The sequence below is a fragment of the Salinimicrobium sp. 3283s genome, from assembly GCF_039602225.1.
Taxonomy (GTDB): Bacteria; Bacteroidota; Bacteroidia; order Flavobacteriales; family Flavobacteriaceae; genus Salinimicrobium; species Salinimicrobium profundisediminis.
Genome location: NZ_CP143631.1, coordinates 3448721 through 3469113 on the forward strand (window position 1 = coordinate 3448721; position 20393 = coordinate 3469113).

Annotated in this window: 15 protein-coding genes; 7 read left to right on the forward strand and 8 right to left on the reverse strand. The window is 42.5% G+C overall.

The window, feature by feature from the left end:
• Window positions 1-69: 69 nt before the first annotated feature.
• Genes VS868_RS15305 through tsaD form a run of 5 tightly spaced genes read right to left on the reverse strand, consistent with a single transcriptional unit; the run spans window position 70 to window position 4099 of the window.
• Complete coding sequence (locus VS868_RS15305) at window positions 70-1158, reverse strand: AI-2E family transporter (protein ID WP_345598578.1); 1089 nt, start codon at window positions 1156-1158, stop codon at window positions 70-72.
• Window positions 1159-1177: 19 nt separating this feature from the next.
• Window positions 1178-1690 (reverse strand): TrmH family RNA methyltransferase, encoded by a 513-nt coding sequence (locus VS868_RS15310; protein WP_345598579.1) that lies wholly within the window; start codon window positions 1688-1690, stop codon window positions 1178-1180.
• Window positions 1690-2334, reverse strand: a complete 645-nt coding sequence (locus VS868_RS15315) for a DUF4159 domain-containing protein (protein WP_345598580.1) — start codon at window positions 2332-2334, stop codon at window positions 1690-1692. The genes VS868_RS15310 and VS868_RS15315 overlap by 1 nt, the downstream gene beginning before the upstream one ends.
• A gap of 25 nt (window positions 2335-2359) precedes the next feature.
• On the reverse strand, window positions 2360-3073 hold the full coding sequence (locus VS868_RS15320) for a 16S rRNA (uracil(1498)-N(3))-methyltransferase (protein WP_345598581.1): 714 nt from the start codon (window positions 3071-3073) through the stop codon (window positions 2360-2362).
• A gap of 3 nt (window positions 3074-3076) precedes the next feature.
• Window positions 3077-4099, reverse strand: a complete 1023-nt coding sequence (gene tsaD, locus VS868_RS15325) for a tRNA (adenosine(37)-N6)-threonylcarbamoyltransferase complex transferase subunit TsaD (RefSeq protein ID WP_345598582.1) — start codon at window positions 4097-4099, stop codon at window positions 3077-3079.
• Between the two features lie 126 nt (window positions 4100-4225).
• On the opposite strand from tsaD, the gene VS868_RS15330 reads away from it, so the two are divergent.
• A complete protein-coding gene (locus VS868_RS15330; RefSeq protein WP_345598583.1) occupies window positions 4226-8605 on the forward strand; it encodes a translocation/assembly module TamB domain-containing protein in 4380 nt (1459 codons plus the stop codon).
• A gap of 63 nt (window positions 8606-8668) precedes the next feature.
• On the opposite strand, the gene VS868_RS15335 is transcribed toward VS868_RS15330, so the two are convergent.
• Complete coding sequence (locus VS868_RS15335; protein WP_345598584.1) at window positions 8669-9049, reverse strand: Rid family detoxifying hydrolase; 381 nt, start codon at window positions 9047-9049, stop codon at window positions 8669-8671.
• A 17-nt stretch (window positions 9050-9066) separates the two neighbouring features.
• Window positions 9067-11769 carry a putative LPS assembly protein LptD gene (locus VS868_RS15340; protein WP_345598585.1) on the reverse strand — a complete coding sequence of 901 codons (2703 nt, stop codon included), beginning with the start codon at window positions 11767-11769 and terminating at the stop codon, window positions 9067-9069.
• A gap of 125 nt (window positions 11770-11894) precedes the next feature.
• Here VS868_RS15340 and VS868_RS15345 point away from each other — a divergent pair, with 125 nt between their 5' ends.
• Genes VS868_RS15345 through VS868_RS15360 form a run of 4 tightly spaced genes read left to right on the forward strand, consistent with a single transcriptional unit; the run spans window position 11895 to window position 16207 of the window.
• Window positions 11895-13013, forward strand: a complete 1119-nt coding sequence (locus VS868_RS15345) for an N-acetylmuramoyl-L-alanine amidase (RefSeq protein WP_345598586.1) — start codon at window positions 11895-11897, stop codon at window positions 13011-13013.
• Between the two features lie 55 nt (window positions 13014-13068).
• Window positions 13069-14019, forward strand: coding sequence for an MlaD family protein (locus VS868_RS15350; RefSeq protein ID WP_345598587.1), 951 nt, complete (start codon window positions 13069-13071; stop codon window positions 14017-14019).
• 6 nt (window positions 14020-14025) lie between these two features.
• Window positions 14026-15375: a (Fe-S)-binding protein gene (locus tag VS868_RS15355; protein ID WP_266068286.1), complete on the forward strand. Its 1350-nt coding sequence runs from the start codon at window positions 14026-14028 to the stop codon at window positions 15373-15375.
• A 40-nt stretch (window positions 15376-15415) separates the two neighbouring features.
• Window positions 15416-16207: a (Fe-S)-binding protein gene (locus VS868_RS15360; protein ID WP_345598588.1), complete on the forward strand. Its 792-nt coding sequence runs from the start codon at window positions 15416-15418 to the stop codon at window positions 16205-16207.
• A 57-nt stretch (window positions 16208-16264) separates the two neighbouring features.
• On the opposite strand, the gene VS868_RS15365 is transcribed toward VS868_RS15360, so the two are convergent.
• The gene (locus VS868_RS15365) at window positions 16265-16798 is read right to left on the reverse strand and encodes a hypothetical protein (protein ID WP_345598589.1); all 534 of its coding nucleotides are present in this window, start codon (window positions 16796-16798) and stop codon (window positions 16265-16267) included.
• 180 nt (window positions 16799-16978) lie between these two features.
• Between VS868_RS15365 and VS868_RS15370 the strand changes: the two genes are divergently transcribed.
• The gene (locus tag VS868_RS15370) at window positions 16979-17464 is read left to right on the forward strand and encodes an ABC transporter ATPase (protein ID WP_345598590.1); all 486 of its coding nucleotides are present in this window, start codon (window positions 16979-16981) and stop codon (window positions 17462-17464) included.
• Complete coding sequence (locus VS868_RS15375) at window positions 17464-20391, forward strand: glycoside hydrolase family 3 N-terminal domain-containing protein (RefSeq protein WP_345598591.1); 2928 nt, start codon at window positions 17464-17466, stop codon at window positions 20389-20391. Before VS868_RS15370 ends, VS868_RS15375 begins: the two co-directional genes overlap by 1 nt.
• Window positions 20392-20393 lie beyond the last annotated feature (2 nt).

A 20393-nucleotide genomic window follows, 5' to 3' on the forward strand; every position in this document is an offset into this window, starting at 1 on the left:
GACACCTCAGTCTTGTATTGCTCTTCAAGAAACTCCTGAACTTCGCTATTTAGAAGCGCCCGATTCAAATTAGAGATCTCGCGTTAGCCGTTTTACGATCTTGTATTCGCTTAAAGATTCTTTGGCAATAACCTTGATCGCGGTGTAAAATGGTACTGCGACCACCATTCCCATAATTCCGGAAGTAAGCCCCGCAATGAGGATCACCAGGAATATTTCAAGAGGATGTGAGCGCACGCTGGCACCAAAAATAAGCGGCTGATTGATAAAATTGTCTATCAATTGACAAACCATGTACCCCGACATCACGTAAATGAGCTGTGGCAGGATGATGGTTTGAAAATCGGCTCCCAGGTTGCTCGAAATCACAAATAATGAAACTAAGATTCCGGCGATAATGGGGCCCAGGTAAGGTACAATATTTAAAAAAGCACAAATAAATGCTATGGCAATTGGGTTGTTGATCTCAAACAGCGAGAGCAGTATACTATATAATATAAAAAGCACGGTAATTTGCATTGTTAGCCCAACAAAATAACGGGACAGTAATACTTTAATCTTGTTAAAAATCCTTTGGAACTTGTCTTCATGCCCCCGGTTGGCAAATACAAGAATGCTGTTGAGCATAAGCCGACTGTCTTTCAGGAAAAAGAAAGATATAAAAATGATGGAAAAGACCGCGATAATACCGGCTCCCAATATCCCGAAGAAACTATTGAGATAACCCGGAATAATAGCCAGGTCAAAATTTCTTACAAATTCTGTTTGTTTGATGCCTTCAATAATATTGATTTCTTCTACGCCAAAATAGTTATTAATCTGGTTGTTGAGTTCGTTCAAATCACGAGTAAAGGCATCCATATCTATTTGGCCTAGGTTCTTGCTTTGCTCTACCACGATAGGGATAAAGATGGTGATCAAACCAATAAAACTCAGTAGTACCAAAAGAAGAACAATAATCACGGCGAGTTTGTTGGGCAGCTTGAGATGGTTTTTAAGGAACAGCACCACCGGCCGTCCTACAAGCGAGATGACACCCGCAATGGCGATGTATACCAGTACCGATTGAATGAGGTACAGGAAATAAAGCAGAAAAGCCACTCCCAAAATAATGGCAATAGCACGAAGTATACCGTAGGAAAGCTCTTTTTCGTTCACGTGGTAAATATATTATTTCTCATGGAACTGGCTGCAGCCTTTTTGTGATTTCAAAAAGTGCAATGGTACCGGCATGGGTCACGTTCATGCTGCTGTTCTCGCCAAACATGTCGATATGTAAGATACTATCGGCTAAATTGAGGATCTCTTTTCTAACTCCCAAACGTTCATTTCCCAGCACCAGTGCAATTTTATCTTCGGCATTAAAATGACATTTTTGGAGGGCAATACTTTCTGAAGTTACTTCAATAGCCACAATTTTATATCCCGCTTCTTTTAATTGTTTGCAAGCTGCTTCAGAATCTTCACATTCCTCGAAACCTACATTTTTAACTGTGGCTCTTGCGGTTCTTTTCAACCTGTTGCTTTGAAGGTCTACCGTGCTCTCGCAAATGAGAAGTTTCTCAATACCAAAAGCGTCGCCTAACCTGAAAAAGCTGCCTATGTTCGCCGGACTTGATATTCCGTCCAGCACAAGGATCACCGGAAATTGTTTTTTCTTAAAAGAAGTGGAGTGGTGGGTTGCCTGCATTAATTTGAAAAAGCAAATTTAACAATATTGGCACCCATTTGGAGTGCCTTTAGCCGCACTTCCTGCGGATCATTATGTACCTGTTGATCTTCCCAGCCGTCGCCCAAATCACTTTCAAAGGTGAAAATGCAAAGGAGTCGGTCATTTTCAAAAATTCCGAAAGCCTGTGGGCGGAGTCCGTCGTGCTCGTGGATCTTTGGTAAGCCGTTGGGGAAGTTGAATGCTGTAGAAAAAATGGGATGAGAAGCCGGGAGTTCTTCCAGTTCTTTGTCGGGAAATACCTTTTTAAGCTCCCTGCGAACAAATTCATTCATGCCGTAGTTGTCATCAATATGCAAAAAACCTCCTCCCAGGAGATATTTCCGAAGGTTCTGGGCATCTTCGGGCGTAAAGTACACATTGCCATGCCCTGTCATGTGAATAAACGGATACTGAAAGATATCTGTACTGCCGGGTTCTACGGGCTGTGGCGCAGGCTCAATGGAAGTATTGATGTTTTGATTACAAAACTCAATGAGATTGGGAAGCGCTGTGGGGTTGCCGTACCAGTCACCCCCGCCGCCGTATTTTAACACTGCCACCTGTTGCGCCTGCAGCACAAGGCTGGTGGTAAAAAGCATAAAAAATAGCAGCAGTTTCTTCATGTCTCTAAAATAGCAAAAAAGAAGCTTATTCTTCTTCGTTGATCAAAGCCGCGGTGTGGCAGGCAACTACTGCGGCAGTTTCGGTTCTCAACCTGCTGTTGCCAAGGCTTACAGGCTGCCATCCGGCTTTTAATGCGCTGCTGATCTCTTCTTCTGAAAAATCTCCTTCGGGCCCAATAAGAATCGTTGCTGAAATGCCATTTTTGAGACTTTTAGAGAGTAACTTCCTGGGTTGTGAGTCTTCGCAATGCGCTATGAACTTTGCGCCTGAATGTTCTTTTTCTAAAAACTCCTTAAAACTCACTGGTTCATGCAGCACAGGGAACCTTGTGTGTAAAGACTGTTTTAAGGCACTCTGTATCACTCTTTGAAAGCGCTCATGTTTTACAACTTTTCGCTCACTGTGGTCACAAATTACAGGAGTGATCTCCTGTATGCCAATTTCTGTAGCCTTTTCCAAAAACCACTCGTACCTATCGTTCATCTTGGTAGGGGCAACGGCAAGGTGCAAATGATAGGCAGGCGGGGCTTCTTTTTCACTTTGTAAAATGCGGGCAGAACAATTGTTTGCTTCTGCGAGTGTTATTTCGGTTTCAAAGATCCAGCCTTTGCCATTGGTGAGGTGCAGGCGATCTCCTTCACGCTTTCGCAGCACCTTCACAATATGCCGGCTCTCCTCTTTGGAAAAGCGAACTTCCTTATCATTTTCTGATACTTCGGGCTGAAAAAATAGCTGCATGGTTTACATTTTTATTCTTGCTTTAGCGGTAATCCCCATGTGGGCAAAATCTTCAGAAATAAATTTATAATGCCCCGCAATGGCGATCATCGCTGCATTGTCTGTGGTATATTCAAACTTCGGAATATAAGTTTTCCAGCCATATTTTGCCTGCGCCTCATGAAGGGTCTTTCTTATGCCGCTGTTGGCTGAAACCCCTCCGGCAATGGCGATTTCTTTTATTCCTGTCTGTTTTACGGCTTTTTTGAGCTTGTCCATTAAAATCCCGATAATGGTATGCTGAATGGAAGCACAAATATCTTCAAGGTTTTTCTCAATGAACTGTGGATCTTCTTTGAGTTGTTTCTGAATAAAATAAAGGATAGATGTTTTTAAACCACTGAAGCTGAAGTTTAATCCATCAACTTTTGGTTTAGGGAAAGGAAAAGCTTTTGGGTTACCCGTTTGTGCCTTTTTATCTACCAGTGGGCCGCCGGGATAAGGGAGGCCTAGGATCTTAGCGCTCTTGTCAAAGGCTTCGCCTACTGCATCGTCTAAAGTTTCTCCAATCACTTCCATTTCAAAATAATCGCTCACCTTCACAATTTGAGTATGGCCTCCACTTATAGTCAAGGCCAGAAAAGGAAACTGTGGCTTTTGGAATTCTTCTTCATCGATAAAATGGGCAAGAATGTGCGCCTGCATATGGTTAACATCAAGAAGCGGAATGCCCAGCCCCAGTGATAAGGACTTTGCAAAGGAGGTGCCCACAAGGAGGGAACCCATCAAGCCGGGACCACGGGTAAAGGCAACAGCCGATAGCTCTTCTTTGGTAACACCGGCCCTCGAAAGGGCTTCGTGAATAACCGGAACAATGTTTTGCTGGTGGGCACGTGAAGCAAGTTCTGGCACCACGCCGCCGTATTTTTGATGAACTTCCTGGGTGGCTACAACATTGGAAAGGATTTTTCCGTTGTGTAATACGGCCGCAGCAGTGTCGTCACAGGAAGATTCAATGCCGAGTATATAAATATTTTGTGTTGTCATCCTTAGCATTTAGGCCCGAAAATTGTTAATATTGCTCGCAAAGTTATAACTAAAAATCCTATCAGAAAATTCTGGAAAATACTGGGTAAAACGCTGCTCTCGCTGCTGCTGCTTTTCATCATTTTGTTGATCGTATTTTCTATTCCCTCGGTACAAACTTTTGTTGCCCGTAAGATCACAACTTCCCTCAAGGAGTCTAAAGATGTGGATATTAGCATAGGCCGGGTGGGGCTTACCTACAGCGGCAAGCTTAAGTTGCAGGATGTGCTTATTCTTGACCATCACCAGGACACACTCATTTATTCTGAAAAAATAAAAACTTCGGCAACCAGCCTAAGAAGTATTTACAACAACAATCCTACTCTGGGAGCAACCATGGCTAATGAGCTCGTGATGGATATGAAAGTCTATGAAGGGGAAGAGCGGGATAACCTGAATATTTTTCTGAAAAAGCTTAAAAATCAGAAAAAGAAAAAAAGTTCTCCCTTTGTGCTGGCTATCAATCAGCTTGAAGTTGTTGACGGAAGATTCAGTTACATCAATGAAAACCTGAATTATCCTGAAGTAATAGAAATTGACCAACTAAATATTTTAGTCAGCGATCTCCTGGTTGAAAATTCTGATGTTTATGTAGATATCGAGAGGCTTTCAGGGATTGAAAACCGTGGAATTCGCATTGATCATTTAAGCACAAACTTTAGCTATACTTCCGAAGAAATGGCCCTTGAGGCCCTGCATATAGAGACTCCGTATTCAGAAATTGATTCAGATATTCGTTTTGATATTACCAATGGTTTTGCGGGTTTTATAAATAAGGTTCCGGTTAAGGCTGTGTTTAGACCGTCAACAATATCTACAAATGACCTTCAGCCTTTTTACGATAAGTTTGGCAGCGATCAAAAAATCAATTTCTCTACCGTTCTTGATGGTATCTTAAACGATTTTATCCTCTCGGACCTTAAAATGGCCGGACTCGACCGAACCAGGCTTGAGGGGGAACTGGAAATAAGAAATTCATTATCGGCTAAAGAAAATGAGTTTTCCCTTGACGGGGAGTTGACCAATCTTTCTACCAATTATTACGATCTTATTCATCTTTTGCCCGGTCTATTGCAGGATAAATTGCCTGTAGCACTACGGGAATTAGGCAATGTGCTGCTGGAGGGAGATATATTTGTTTCTGAAGACGCTTTAACTACAAAAGCAAATTTGTTCTCGCAGTTAGGTACCGCTGTTGTAGATCTTGAAATGTGGGGTTTCCAGGACGCGGGGCTTATTTCTTATGAGGGGCAGCTTATTGCTAAGAGATTTGATGTTGGGCGGCTGGCCAATTTAAAAGACCTGGGAACCACCTCTCTAAATGTCACTTTTGACGGGCGTGGTTTTACCACCGAAACACTTAATACGCAGATTCAGGGCAGTATTTCCAGACTTGTCTACAAGGGGTACGCCTATAAAGACCTCAAGCTTAGAGGGACATTAAAAGCACCGCTGTTTAACGGAAATCTCATTTCGCGAGACCCCAATCTCCTAATGGAGTTCAATGGGCTGGCAGATTTCTCGGCCGGGACTAACATCTATGATTTTGAAGCTTCTGTTGGTTACGCCAACCTTGCAGCCATGAACCTGGTGAAAAGAGACAGTGTCTCGGTTTTTAAAGGGGATGTGATCATGAACATGGAAGGGACTAACCTCAACAACTTTGAGGGGGAGATCTATCTTCTTAATACTTCCTACCGAAATGAGAATGATACCTACATGTTTAAAGATTTAAACATTGCTTCGAGTTTTGACGGGCCGGTAAGGACGATTGAAATACATTCTCCCGATGTGATCAATGGAACCATAGAAGGTATTTTTGATGTCACCGAAGTACCGGCAATGGTAGAAAATGCGGTGGGTAGCCTTTATACCAATTATCGCCCCAACAAGATCACCACCAATCAATATCTCAATTTCGACTTTGATATTTATAACAAGATAGTAGAGGTTTTTTATCCTGAAATTACTTTAGCTCCCAATACTTTCATCCGTGGAAGTGTGGAGTCTGATGAATCTGAATTTCGCTTAGCGTTTCGCTCTCCCAGGATTGAAGCTTTTGATAACCTTTTTGACAAGGTGAATGTGCAGGTAGACAATTCCAACCCGCTTTTCAATACATTTATTGAGGTAGATAGCGTCGCCACCAGTTTTTACAACATCAAGGATTTTAACCTTATTAATGTTACGCTTAATGATACGCTGTATATGCGATCTGAATTTAAAGGCGGGCCAAGGAGCAATGATGAGTTTAATATCAACCTGTATCACACCATCAATGAGAATAATAATTCGGTGGTTGGGCTGCAGCGCTCTGATGTTAAGTTTAAGGAAAGCGTGTGGCATCTCAACGAAGAGGGAAATAAATCTAACAGGGTCATCTTTTCTAACGGTTTTAATAATGTGAGGATAGATTCTTTGGTGCTAAGCCATGAAAATGAAGAAATTCGGCTTTCCGGTCAAATGCGGGATACTACGTACAAAGATTTTCAGCTGGAGTTTGATCAGGTAGATCTCCATAAGATCACCCCCGAAATCAATAATCTGGAAATGGGAGGGATCGTCAACGGTTCTTTGAACGTATTGCAGCAGGATGGAGCGTATTATCCTAATACTTCCCTTACCATTAAAGACCTTTCAATAAATGATCAAATGCTGGGCGTGCTCAACCTTGACGTTATGGGGAACAGGGATTTGAGTTTTTACAACATCAATACCACGCTACGTAATGAGGGGCTGGAATCTTTATCGGCTATTGGGGAGATTGTGGTAGAAGGAAATTCCCCTGAAATTGACCTGGAAGTAGCTCTAAAGAATTTCGACCTGGCAGCTTTTAGTCCTTTAGGGAAAGATGTGATAAGTAATATTAGAGGTAAAGTGTCGGGAGATGCCGATGTGACCGGAAGTTATAAGAATCCGGATATTGATGGTAGGTTATACCTCAATCAAGCCGGGCTGTCAATTCCTTACCTGGAGGTAGACTATGCTTTTGAAGAAGGTGCTGTTGTAAACCTGAGCGAGCAACAATTCGATTTTGATGAGATAACCATTACCGATACCAGGTTTGATACCAAAGGTGTTCTTGACGGCACCATCTCTCATACCAACTTTAGCAACTGGATCTTGGGGCTGAATATTTCTACAGACCGTCTTTTGGTACTCGATACCGAATATGATGAAGAAGCCCTTTATTACGGTACAGGATTCATTGGTGGCAATGCATCTATTTACGGCCCAACTTCAGAGCTTACCATTGATGTGGTGGGGGCTACACGTAGAGGAACAGTCTTTAAAATCCCCATAAGTGATTCAGAAAGCACTGGCGACAATTCTTTTATACACTTTTTAAGTCCCGAGGAAAAAGCGGCAAGATTGGCAGGGGAAGAGCTCGAATTTCAGGAAGTGAAAGGGCTGGAACTCAATTTTGATCTCGATGTTACCAATGATGCCCTGGTAGAACTCGATATCGACGGAAGTATCTTGCGTGGAAGAGGAGCCGGAACTTTGCTGATAGAGATCAATACCCTCGGAAAATTCAATATGTGGGGTGACTTTATTGCCAATACGGGGGAATATATCTTTAACTACGGGGCGCTTCAGAAAAGGTTCCAGGTGCGGCCGGGGGGAAGCATTAACTGGAACGGCAACCCTGCTCTGGCCGATCTTAATATCAGTGCAGTTTATGAAGCCCACGCCAACCCTGCAATTGTTCTGGATAATCCAGGTATAAGCCGAAGGATTCCTGTAGATGTGGTGATCAATCTTGAAGGGGAGCTTTTACAACCAGACATCTCCTTTGATCTCGAATATCCAAACGTGGCTTCGGCAGTGCGATCAGAGCTTGAATATAAAATTGAAACCAGCACAAATACAGAAATTCAGGCATTTTCACTAATCACGCTCGGACAATTTTATACTGAAAATGTTCTTGCCGGGAGCCCGGGAAGCCTTTGGGCAGGAAACCTATTTGAGAGCGCTTCGGGTTTCTTCAACAATTTGCTTTCAGATGAATCAGGAACTTTTCAGGTAGGCCTTAACTACGAGCAGGGCGTTCGCACCCCCGAACAATCTATGGCCGACAGGTTTGGGGTGACACTTTCAACCCAAATTAGTGAAAGAGTGCTTATCAATGGGCAGGTTGGGGTGCCGGTAGGCGGCGTTACAGAGACCGTTATTGTTGGAAACCTGGAGATAGAATTTCTTTTAAATGAAGAAGGAAACCTGCGGGCAAAGATCTTTAACAGGGAGAACAACATTCAGTACCTGGGAGAAGAACTTGGTTTTACCCAGGGAGTAGGGCTGTCTTACCAGGTAGATTTTGATACTTTTAAAGAATTGCTTCGGAAAATAGTAGATACCGAATTATCAACTTCCGGACTCAAGGAAGAAGAGATGGAAGGGCCTGTAGAGGAACAAAAAAGTCTGGCGCCCGATTACATCAAATTCCCGGGAGCCGATGACCTCTAAAAAAAACAGGCGTCAAATATGGCATTTTTGACGCCTGTTTTTTGAGTTGTTGCAACTGTTGTTCTACTTTGTTGCGATCATACTAATTTCTACATTCACAAACTTCGGAAGGTTTGCAACCTCTACAGTTTCGCGGGCCGGGGCTGTTTCTTCATCAAAATATTTGGAGTAAACGGCATTGATGCGGCCAAAGTTATTCATGTCACTTATAAAGATGGAGCTCTTTACTACATTCTCAAAATCCATTTCGGCTGCAGTCAGGATGGCTTTAAGGTTGCGCATTACCTGTTCTGTTTCGTCTTCAATAGTCTCCTGCTGTAGTTCACCGTTTACAGGGTTTATTGCAATTTGGCCCGATATGTACAGCGTATTTCCGCTTAAAACGGCCTGGTTGTAAGCTCCAATGGGTGCGGGAGCATCTTTGGTCTTGATAATTGTTTTCATAAGTTAAAGATAAGAAATTATAATCTTCTGTCTCTTTCCCTTCTCTTTTCGTACTTGATATCTCTCAACAGAGAAGACTTGATTCCGATGAAAAAGTTCCACTGCTTGTAAACCCCGAAAGGCGTCCAGCTAAAGGTCATTCTCCAGCTTTCCAGGTCCCTCGCAAATCTCAACTGTGTATGGGTGAAGCCGGTATTCACAAAATCATAACCCGAGGAGGCACCTACCGTCCATTTAGGGGAAAGTTCAACGTCTCCCGAGAACATGAGGGAATGAGAGGAAATATCGTTCTGCCTGGCACTGTTACTATAGTTAAGGGTATATGCAAGGCGCAGGTCCCAGGGAATATTGAAGTTGTACCAGCTGTTCTCGCTTTCTGCTTCCTCTTCTTCTTCGGCCATATCGGCTTCATGTTCGTCGTAAAAAGAACCATCTATGTCCATATCCTTTCCAAAAAGGTCATCTGGACGCCCGCCATTTCTGAAGGTCTGATTTTCGAGCCGGTTTACGTTCTCTTTTCCTCCTGAAAAATCGCGGCTGGAGAAGGAATATCCAAAGCTCATATTAGCATTGGTAAGCCTGAAGAGACTTCCGCCATTTTGAATGTTCAGTTTATCAATACGCCGGTTCTCATTATTCAGCGCATAAACATCCAGGTTGGCCCCAAAGTTTATGTCCAGTTTGTTTTGAATCACCGGAAGACTTCCGCGTACGCTAATAGGAGAGAGTTTTAGTGAATCTCCTGCTAAATTATATGAAGTGCTAATGTTCAGGTTATTAAGCAGCTTTACTTTTCTGGGTTCGGCATCGGCCGAATCTTTTACCTTTGCCTCGAAAGTGTTGCTCAAAGAGAAGCCGATAGAGCTGGAAAACAGCTTTCCGGGAGGCCCGTACAGAGAGCCCTGGAACCTTGAATATTCTACCACACGCTCTTCCCGGTCTTCAGATTCCGGAATGATATATTCGTCGTAATAATGCTCAAACCCAGGATTTATATTATAGCTTATCGAAGGGCGCATTACGTGCCGAATTGCCTGATATTTCCCCTTTCCGCTAAAATTCTTTGTTCCGTAGATCGTGGTACCTATGCTGGTGTTGAAGTTATAGGTGCGAAAGGAATCAAAGCCCCTCACGGTATCAACAATTTCTCTTCGGGCTTCTTCATCATATGAGCGGTCATATGTTCTGAAAACCCATGATTCAGTATAATTTGTTCCGGCACTAACACTTAAATAGTTGAACAATTTAAAGTTTGTGGTAAGAGGAATGGAATGCTGGGCCCCTAAAATGGCATCTTCGAACATCTCTGGTTTGAAGAAAAGGGAATCGGTGGTTTGAAACCTGTTCTCTCCTCTAAAATTATACTGAAAATTAATGTTCTCAATAATGCCTTTTTTGGCACCTACCTTTGGCTCGAAAGGGTAGACCCGGGCCATGCTCGCCTGCACTGTTGGCAGGGTCATGTTTATCTTTTCAGTATTGGTGTTCTGGCTGTGCGTGGCAGCAATACTCAGGTTGATTTGCGGCTGAATATTAAAGGTCTTTGAATAAGAGACCGAAGAACTCAGGGTATTGGTTAGCCTGTTTCCTGTGTTCATTTGATTGGTAGATGCCTGGTAGTAATCGCTGCTTCCAAGGTTTACAGATGCCGAGAATCTCGAAGAAGGGTTAGCCTTTGAATCCTGGGAGTGGTTCCACCGAAGGTTGTAAATGGTTGATTCAGAAAAATCGGGAAAACCTCTTTCACTGTTTATCAGCTTTTCATATCTAAAGCTAAGGTTTCCTCTAAACCTGTATCGCACGGCATAAGAAGACTCCATTCTTAACCCGTAACTCCCGTTGGTATAGTAATCACCCAGCACGGTTAGATCGACGTAATCGCTTATGGCAAAGTAATACCCACCGTTTTGCAGGTAAAATCCGCGGTTGTTATCGTCCCCAAAAGATGGAATTATAAATCCGGAAGTCTGCTCGTCGGTCATAGGGAAATACCCAAAAGGCAAACCAAGTGGTGTGGGTACATCGGCGATGTACATGTTCACAAGGCCCGAAACGATTTTTTTATCAGGAACTAACTTGATCCTTCTGGCGTAGAAATAGTAATCGGGATTTTCTTCATTTGGAGAGGTGGTGAATTTTACATTTTTCATGTAGTACACCGAGTCATTCTCACGTTTTGTGATCTCTCCCAGCACTTTAAATTCCCCCTGTTCGGTTCGGGAATTAAAGACGAGAGCTTTTTTCGAATCAAAGTTGAACCTGATAGAATCTGGTCGCACTACGCTCTGTGCCTGGGTAAATACCGGTTTTTGCGTGTAAACTCCTGCGGTATCAATTATTCCGTAGGCATAGACCTCGTTGGTCTCATTGTCGAGTACAATCCTTCCGGCGGTTATATTGATGTCGCCATAAGTTATTTCGGCATTATTATATAGGTATATCCTGTTTTCCCTCGGGCTAAGGCGCATGTAATCTTCGGCAGTGTAAGTCACTCTGTCTGCCAGGATTTCTTTTTTTGGTTTAATGCTGTCCTTACGGGTAAGCGTGATGACGGGAACAGGTGCTTCAATCCTCACAGAATCCATTATAGGCTGCACAGGCTCACGTTCAGCGGGAATGCGGATACCTTCATTCGTCTTGATTTCCTGTGCTGCAGATTTCGTGGCTAAAGAAAGCGTGAAAATACAGCAGGAAAGTATGTAAAGTATCTTTGTTCGCAATGGTACTTATGCTATTTTTGTATGGTGTGGCTCGTTTTTTGAAGTCTCAAAATTACATATATTTTTTAAGGTACCTTTTGAGTTATCGAAAAATAATAACCACCCCAATGAACCGTTATTTCCATATGAAAACGAATTTCTTTATCATTTTAATATTTCTTAGTGTCATTAATCCTGTTTTAGCTGCTTCGGAAGAAGTTGATCCTCCGCGGGAAAAGTTTGTGGTGGTTATAGATGCAGGCCATGGGGGTCATGATCCCGGTAACTCCTGGAATGGCTTCAAAGAAAAAGGAATTGCTTTGAACATTGCGCTTAAAGTGGGTGCCGAGCTTGAAAAAATCCCAGATATCAAGGTGATCTACACCCGGAAATCGGATGTTTTTGTAACTCTTGCCGGAAGGGCACAGATAGCAAATAAAGCCGAAGCTGACCTTTTTATCTCTATACATATGAATGGTCACAAATCTCAGGCCCAGGGTACCGAGACTTTCGTGCTTGGGCTTCACCGTAACCAGGATAACCTTGAAGTGGCCATGAGAGAGAACCAGGTAATCTTCCTGGAAGAAGATTACGAAATGACCTATGATGGCTTCAACCCTAATTCTCCCGAGTCTTATATTGGCCTTACCTTAATGCAGGAAGAATATCTTGACCAAAGTATTCTCCTGGCCGATTTGGTACAAAAGAATTTCACCAACATCAATAAGAGGGTGAACAGAGGTGTAAAGCAGGCAGGTTTCCTTGTGTTAAGGGAGACCTATATGCCAAGCGTTCTTATTGAAGCAGGTTTCCTGAGTAATAAAAGTGAGGGTACTTACCTAAATAGCGCTTCGGGCCAGGCAGCTATTGCCGAATCTATTGTGCGTGCAGTAAAAGATTATAAGAGCTCCATGAATCTCGAAATGCTGGACCATCTGGAAGCTAACCCTCCCGTAGAACTTACCCAGGAACCCGAAAAAGCGCCCTCAGATGTTTATGATGGTATTACCTTTCGCGTACAACTGGCAGCTACCGGTAAAAAGCTGGATCCCAGCCCCAGAAACTTCAAAGGTTTGGTGGAGATCTCGAGAAACAAAGAAGGGAAATTGTTTAAATACTATTATGGAGGCACGTCAAGTTATTCACAGGTACAGGACCTGCATGCGAAGGCTAAACGCGCGGGATATCCAGATAGTTATATAGTTGCCTTTCGGGGAGATGAAAAGATCAGCGTTAATGAGGCGTTAAAAACAAAAATGAAATAGACCTTCTTTACTATATAAATTTTATATTTGTCTCTCATCAAATAGGACAATCTTTGTGAAATATACTAAAGAGGTAAAAACCGCTCTTTTGGCTATTGTAGCCATTCTTCTATTCATTTTTGGGTATAGTTTTTTAAAAGGCAAAAACTGGTTTGATTCCAGCAGGACTTTTTATGCTGTCTACAACGACGTAGAGGGACTTTCGCCCTCATCTCCTGTAACCATCAATGGGCTTAAAGTTGGAAATGTGACTAATATTGGTTTCCTGGATACTTCAGGTAAACTTGTAGTTACTTTTCTGGTAGATAATTCTTTTCCTTTTTCTGAAAACAGTGTAGCCGAAATTTATGGGGGAGGACTCATAGGAGGTAAGTCTCTGGCCATTATCCCAAAATATGAAGAAGGTGAAATGGCGCAATCTGGTGACACGTTACAAAGTGCGATAGAAGAAGGTCTACTGGAATTGGTAAATGAAAGGCTCACGCCGCTTCAGGAAAAGATTGAAAAGGTAATTGTGAGCACAGATTCTTTAGTGAATTCTTTTAATGAAGTCATGAATCCCACAACCCGGGAAAATCTCAAGAATAGTATTGCTAACCTAAATGCTACTATTGCTTCGCTTAATAATTCGGCCCAGAGTGTAGAAGGTATCTTAAATACCAACTCTCCCAAGTTAGATCGCACCTTCACGAATTTAGACCATATGTCTACAAACCTGAGTAATTTTTCTGATACTCTTGTGGCATTTGACTTTAATAAAGTAACAGATGATATTGAATCTGCCGTGAGTAATTTCGAAATTGTTACCCATAAATTGAATTCGGGTGAAGGTACTGCCGGGAAGTTAATTAATGATCCTGCGGTCTTTAATAATCTTGAAAGAGCGACCAACCAATTGGATGAATTGATACAAGACGTGAAATTGAATCCTAAACGTTACGTACATTTTTCTATCTTTGGTAAAAACCCCGGTCCTTATTCGCCGCCGGAAGACTCATTAAAATAACTAACCATGCAGATCCTTGCACAAGTCGCCTTTATCCTTGCTCTGGCAATAGGGATAGGTATTTTTATTCGCAATATCCGGAGGATGATTCGGAATATCAAAGTAGGTCGGGAGATCGACAGGACAGATAACCCTTCCAAAAGGTGGGGGAAAATGGCCAAAATTGCCCTGGGGCAATACAAAATGGTGCGCAGGCCGGTGTCGGGGATCGTTCACGTGATCGTGTATGTAGGTTTTATTATTATCAATATCGAAGTCCTTGAAATTATCATTGACGGGATCTTCGGGACTCACAGGATCTTTTCTTTTGCCGGTACGCCGTACAGGTTTCTTATAGGGGCTTTTGAAATTCTTGCCTTGCTGGTACTGGTAGGAGTGATTATTTTCTGGATAAGAAGAAATGTCCTGAATATCTACAGGTTCAAAGCTAGGGAGCTTACCAAATGGCCGAAGAATGACGCTAACTACATTCTCTATTTTGAAATGGTACTCATGTCGCTCTTCCTAATCATGAATGCGGCCGATTATCAATTGCAGTTAAATCTGGCGCCTCATTACGCTATGGCAAACGGGGAGATTGCAGGGGCATTTCCCGTTAGTGGCTTTTTACTTCCACTCCTTGATGGTTTTAGTGATTCCACCCTTGTTTTGATCGAGAGAACAGCCTGGTGGTTGCATATACTTGGTATTCTTTTCTTCCTTAATTACTTATACTACTCTAAGCACCTTCATATTTTATTGGCTTTTCCAAACGTCTACTATTCTAAAATTAAGCCGAAAGCTGAATTTGACAATATAGATGCGGTTACTAAAGAAGTGCAACTTATGATGGATCCTGATGCCGATCCTTTTGCTGCACCCGCAGAACCGGAAGGGGAAGAAGCAGGAGAACCCGAAAAATTTGGAGCATCAGATGTTTTTGACCTTAACAGGGTACAATTGCTGAATGCCTATACCTGTACCGAATGCGGCCGATGTACAGATCAATGTCCCGCTAATAATACAGGTAAATTGCTTTCTCCAAGAAAGATTATGATGGATACCCGCGATCGTTTGGAAGCAGTAGGGGAGAACATCAATAAGAATGGAAAATTTGTAGATGACGGGAAACAGCTTCTTGACGATCATATTCAAAGGGAAGAGATCTGGGCCTGTACTACGTGCCAAATGTGTATAGAGGCCTGCCCCGTAGGGATTGATCCACTTTCTATCATTGTTGAAATGAGAAGGTACCTTATGATGGAACAGAGTGCCGGACCTGCAGATTTAAATAATGCCCTTGGAAACATTGAAAATAACGGAGCGCCCTGGCCTTACAACCAAATGGACCGCTTAAACTGGGCAACAGAAAATTAAGTAATAAAATGGCCTTTTTGAGGCTATAACAAAAAATAAAATGGCAGAAAATATCAAAGTGCCAACCATGGCAGAGTATATGGCCGAAGGAAAACAACCCGAAGTCCTTTTTTGGGTAGGTTGCTCCGGAAGCTTTGACGACCGGGCTAAGAAAATCACCAAGGCTTTTGTAAGACTTCTGAGTAAAGCAAATGTAGATTTTGCTGTTTTAGGAACTGAAGAAAGTTGTACTGGAGACCCTGCGAAACGTGCCGGAAATGAATTCCTTTACCAAATGCAGGCTGCCGGAAATATTGAAGTTTTGAACGGGTATGAGATCAAGAAGATCGTAACCACCTGTCCTCACTGCTTCAATATTATAAAAAACGAATATCCCGGTCTTGGCGGTAATTATGAAGTAATGCACCATACCACCTTTTTAAAATCTTTGCTTGAAGAAGGACGGCTAACTGTTGAAGGTGGGAAATTTAAAGGCAAAAGAATCACTTTTCACGACCCGTGTTACCTGGGGCGTGGAAATGACATCTACGAAGCCCCGAGAGATTTGTTGAGAAAGCTTGAGGTGGAGCTGGTAGAGATGAAAAGATGTAAAAAAGACGCCATGTGCTGTGGTGCCGGGGGTGCTCAAATGTTCAAGGAGCCCGAACCCGGTAAGGAAGATGTGAATGTTGCCCGTACCGAGCAGGCCATAGATGTAAAACCCGAAGTTATTGCTGCAGGTTGTCCTTTCTGTAACACAATGATGACCGACGGGGTTAAGGCCAAGAATAGGGAGGATAATATCGCAGTTATGGATATTGCTGAAATGATTGCCTCTGCCGAAGATTTGTAGTGCAGCTAAGTTTTAAAAATAAGGTGCTAAAAATGTTATTTTTAGCACCTTATTTTTTTACAGATCCTTTTCAAGGCGCAGCTGTATTTCCTCCGGACGCATATTCTTCACTAGAATGAGAATATCATCTTCCGTTAATCCTTCTTCAATATAATCCCCCTGTTTGCCCTGTAAATAAGCGTATCTTTCAAGATTGGTTCGGTATTTTGGGGCAGGAAGTTGCTTATCCTTGTCTCCGTAGCCTTTTAGATAGGCAATCACCGCCTCGTCATCAGGTATTTTCACATCTTTTTGAAGGTTGTATTGCTGCAAAAGAAAGACAGCCTCAGTGAGTCCTCTAAAAAGCATTTCGTCGTATGTTTTTCCTCCCGATGTATAGATTGGTTGCGTGTAATAAATTACTATAGGTGCAGTAATGGTAAATACATAAGATTCAACACAGTTAGTAAGCTCATCCCAAATGGCACCAACTTCCACATGTATTTGCTTTTCTTCGCGAAGCCATGCTGCCAGCTCGTGATGCTGATATGCTTCCGAAGAAAACCCTAGGTTTCTGGCTACCGTAAAAAGTTCTTTCTCCCTTATTTCCATCTTACAAAATTAGGTGAGTGCACGTGGAGAAATTATGATTAAAATCAGCTCACAACCTTAGTGTTAGTTCGTTGGGAAAGGATTCCTTTAAATATCTGGGAATGGGAGAATTTTAACCTTCTCAAATTGGATTCCCGACTCCAAATCTCTTATTTTTGTTTCTCTAAAAATTTCCAAATAATGTTTGTCCCATTTGATACCCTACCTGAAAGTTCCCGAGTTTGGATCTATCAGGCAAATCGCTCTTTTACAGAGGAAGAGCAAGCTGAAATTAAAGAAAAGATTCAATATTTTATAGAGCAGTGGACTGCCCACGGTGCCAACCTGCAAGCTTCTTTTGAAATGCGTTACAGACGATTTATCATCCTGGCGCTCGATCAAAAAATGAATGCAGCTACCGGATGTTCCATAGATGATTCTGTACGGTTCATTCAGCAGCTGGAGAAAGACTACGATGTAGATCTTCTCGACAAGATGAATGTCTCTTATAAGCAGGGAGAATTCGTGGCTTATAAAACTCTGACCGATTTCAGAAAAATGGCAAAAAACAAAGCTGTTTCTCCAAAAACGATCGTTTTTAATAACCTGGTAAATAACAAAGCCGAATACCTTTCAGATTGGGAAGTGCCTGCATCTGAGAGCTGGCACAAGCGCTTTCTTAATTAATGAGTTTTTGCAAGCCCAAACTTTCAGGCCTGTTTTTGGCCTTTATCCTTATTACCCAAATTTCCTATTCTCAAAGCCGGCCTTTAATTGCTGAAGATGTAGAGCAGCAGCGGCAATGGGTAGACAGCATTTATAATGCAATGTCGCTACAGGAAAAAGTGGGGCAGCTTTTCATGATCGATGTTTTTTCTTCAGACCCTGCATCAAAAATTGAAAAGGCAAAAGAACTGGTGGCCCAGCAGCATGTGGGCGGGGTCATCTTTTCAAAAGGAGGTCCAAAAAGGCAGGTAAAGGTTCACAATGAACTTCAGGAGCTTTCCAAAATTCCGCTGCTTATAGGTATGGACGCCGAGTGGGGCCTGGCAATGCGTCTTGATTCTACCTATGCCTTTCCGTGGAATATGACTTTGGGAGCAATAAGAGATGAAAGTTTAATTACCGAAGTGGGTGCGAGTATTGCAAAACACTCCAAAAGACTGGGCGTTCATATGAATTTTGCCCCGGTAGTGGATATTAATACCAACCCCAAAAATCCTATTATTGGCAACAGGTCTTTTGGGGAAAATAAGAATAACGTTGCCAGTAAATCCATTGCTTTCATAAAAGGCATGCAAAGGGAAGGGGTGCTTGGCAGCGCCAAACATTTTCCGGGACATGGAGATACAGAACGGGATTCTCATAAAACTTTACCCACCATTGATTTTTCCCGCGACAGGATATTCAGGGAGGAATTGTTTCCTTATAGAAAGATGATTTCTGAAGGGCTTGGAAGTATCATGGTTGCTCACCTCAATGTTCCCAGCCTGGAAGAACGCGCTCAATTTCCTTCCAGTTTATCGCACAAAATAGTCACGGGAATTCTAAAAGAGGAACTGGATTTTAACGGGCTCATCATTACTGATGCGCTCAATATGAAAGGAGTTGCCGATTTTGATGAACCCGGTGAGATAGAACTGGCGGCTTTTTTGGCAGGAAACGATATTTTGCTTTTTTCTGAAGATGTACCTAAAGCTTCAGAAATGATCATAGAAGCTTTCAATAAAGGATTAATTACCGAAGAGCGCCTGAAGCATTCGGTAAGAAAGATCCTTTTTGCCAAATACAAAGTTGGTCTTGATCACTATGAACCTGTAGATCCAACTTATATTGTTGAAGAGCTTAACAGTATTCGCAACGAGGTGCTTGCGCATAAGCTTTATGAGAACGCCATGACGGTCATTAAAAATGACCGGTCTCTCATTCCGTTACAAGATCTGGAAACCAGCAAAATTGCCTATGTTCATTTTGGAGAAGACCCCGGAAATGCCTTTTTTGAGCAGTTAAATCGCTACGCACAGGTAGATTCGGTTTCCGCAGAAAACCTGAACGAATTGCTAGACAAGCTGGAGTCGTACAATCAGGTGATTATTGGATATCATCAGTCTTCGGCTTCCCCCTGGAGCGGATTTAAAATGAACGAGAAGCAGCAGACCTGGTTGTACGAAGTAGCGAGAAAGAATCGGGTTATTCTAAATGTTTTCACAAGTCCGTATGCTTTGCTTGATTTGCGAACTACAGGTAATTTTGAAGCCATACAGGTGGCTTATCAAAATACGGAACTCGCTCAACAAAAAGCGGCACAGGTGATCTTTGGTGCTATAGAGGCTAAAGGGAAACTGCCGGTAAGTGCCGGAAATAATTTCCCTGTTGGCACCGGCTATAAAACGGGCACTCTTAATCGTCTTTCTTACGGCCTGCCCGAGCAGGTAGGAATGAATTCCTATAAGCTAAGAAAGATTGACGAACTTATAGAAAAGGCGATAGATGATAAAATGACCCCCGGCTTACAGGTGCTTGTGGCGAGAAAGGGAAAAGTTATCTATGAAAGAAATGCAGGATATCATACTTACGATAAAGAAATACCTGTGAAAGCTTCAGACGTTTACGATCTTGCTTCCCTTACCAAGATACTTGCTACGCTTCCGCTTCTCATGGAGCTTGTAGACAAGGATGAGATTGATCTCAATACAACACTGGGTGAAATGTTGCCGTACTTCCGCGGAAGCAATAAACAAAACATCACCATTCTCGATATGTTATCGCATTATGCCAGGCTCAAGAGCTGGATTCCCTTTCATCGCATGACCATAGATCAAAAGACAAAAAGGCCCGATGTGAAATTTATTCGTACTGAACAGGATAGGGGCTTCGGCATACAAATAGCCGAAAAGATGTACGTGAGGAATGACATTAGAGATTCTGTGCTTAAAACTATTAAAGATAGCCCGCTCGAGAGGCGAAAGGCTTATAAATACAGTGATCTTCCTTTTTATTTGCTGAAGTTCTATATGGAAGATATCTATGGCACCTCCCTGGAATATCTTACTCAAGATCATTTTTACAGGTCTTTGGGAGCTCATAACACTACCTATTTACCTCTTCAAAAGCTTCCAAAAGAACGAATTGTTCCCACCGAAAATGACAGGTCGTGGAGAAATCAGCTCTTGCAGGGATACGTCCATGATGAAGGTGCTGCACTTTTGGGCGGAATTGGAGGGCAGGCAGGACTTTATTCTAATGCTAATGATGTTGCCAAGATCATGCAGATGTACCTAAACGGTGGCCAGTATGGAGGAATAAATTATTTTGACCAAAAAACTGTAGACAAGTTCAATACGTGTTATTACTGCGATGACGATGTGCGACGGGGAGTTGGTTTTGACAAGCCCCAGTTAGGCAATTATGGCCCTACCTGTGGCTGTGTTTCAATGACCAGCTTTGGGCATAGCGGTTTTACAGGAACTTTTACCTGGGCAGACCCCGATGAAGAAATAGTTTACGTATTTTTAGCAAATCGAATTCATCCCTCTGTCCAGAACAATAAGTTGACAAGGGAGAGCATAAGATCAAATATTCAGGAACTTATTTACGAAGCCATAGATCGTTAATA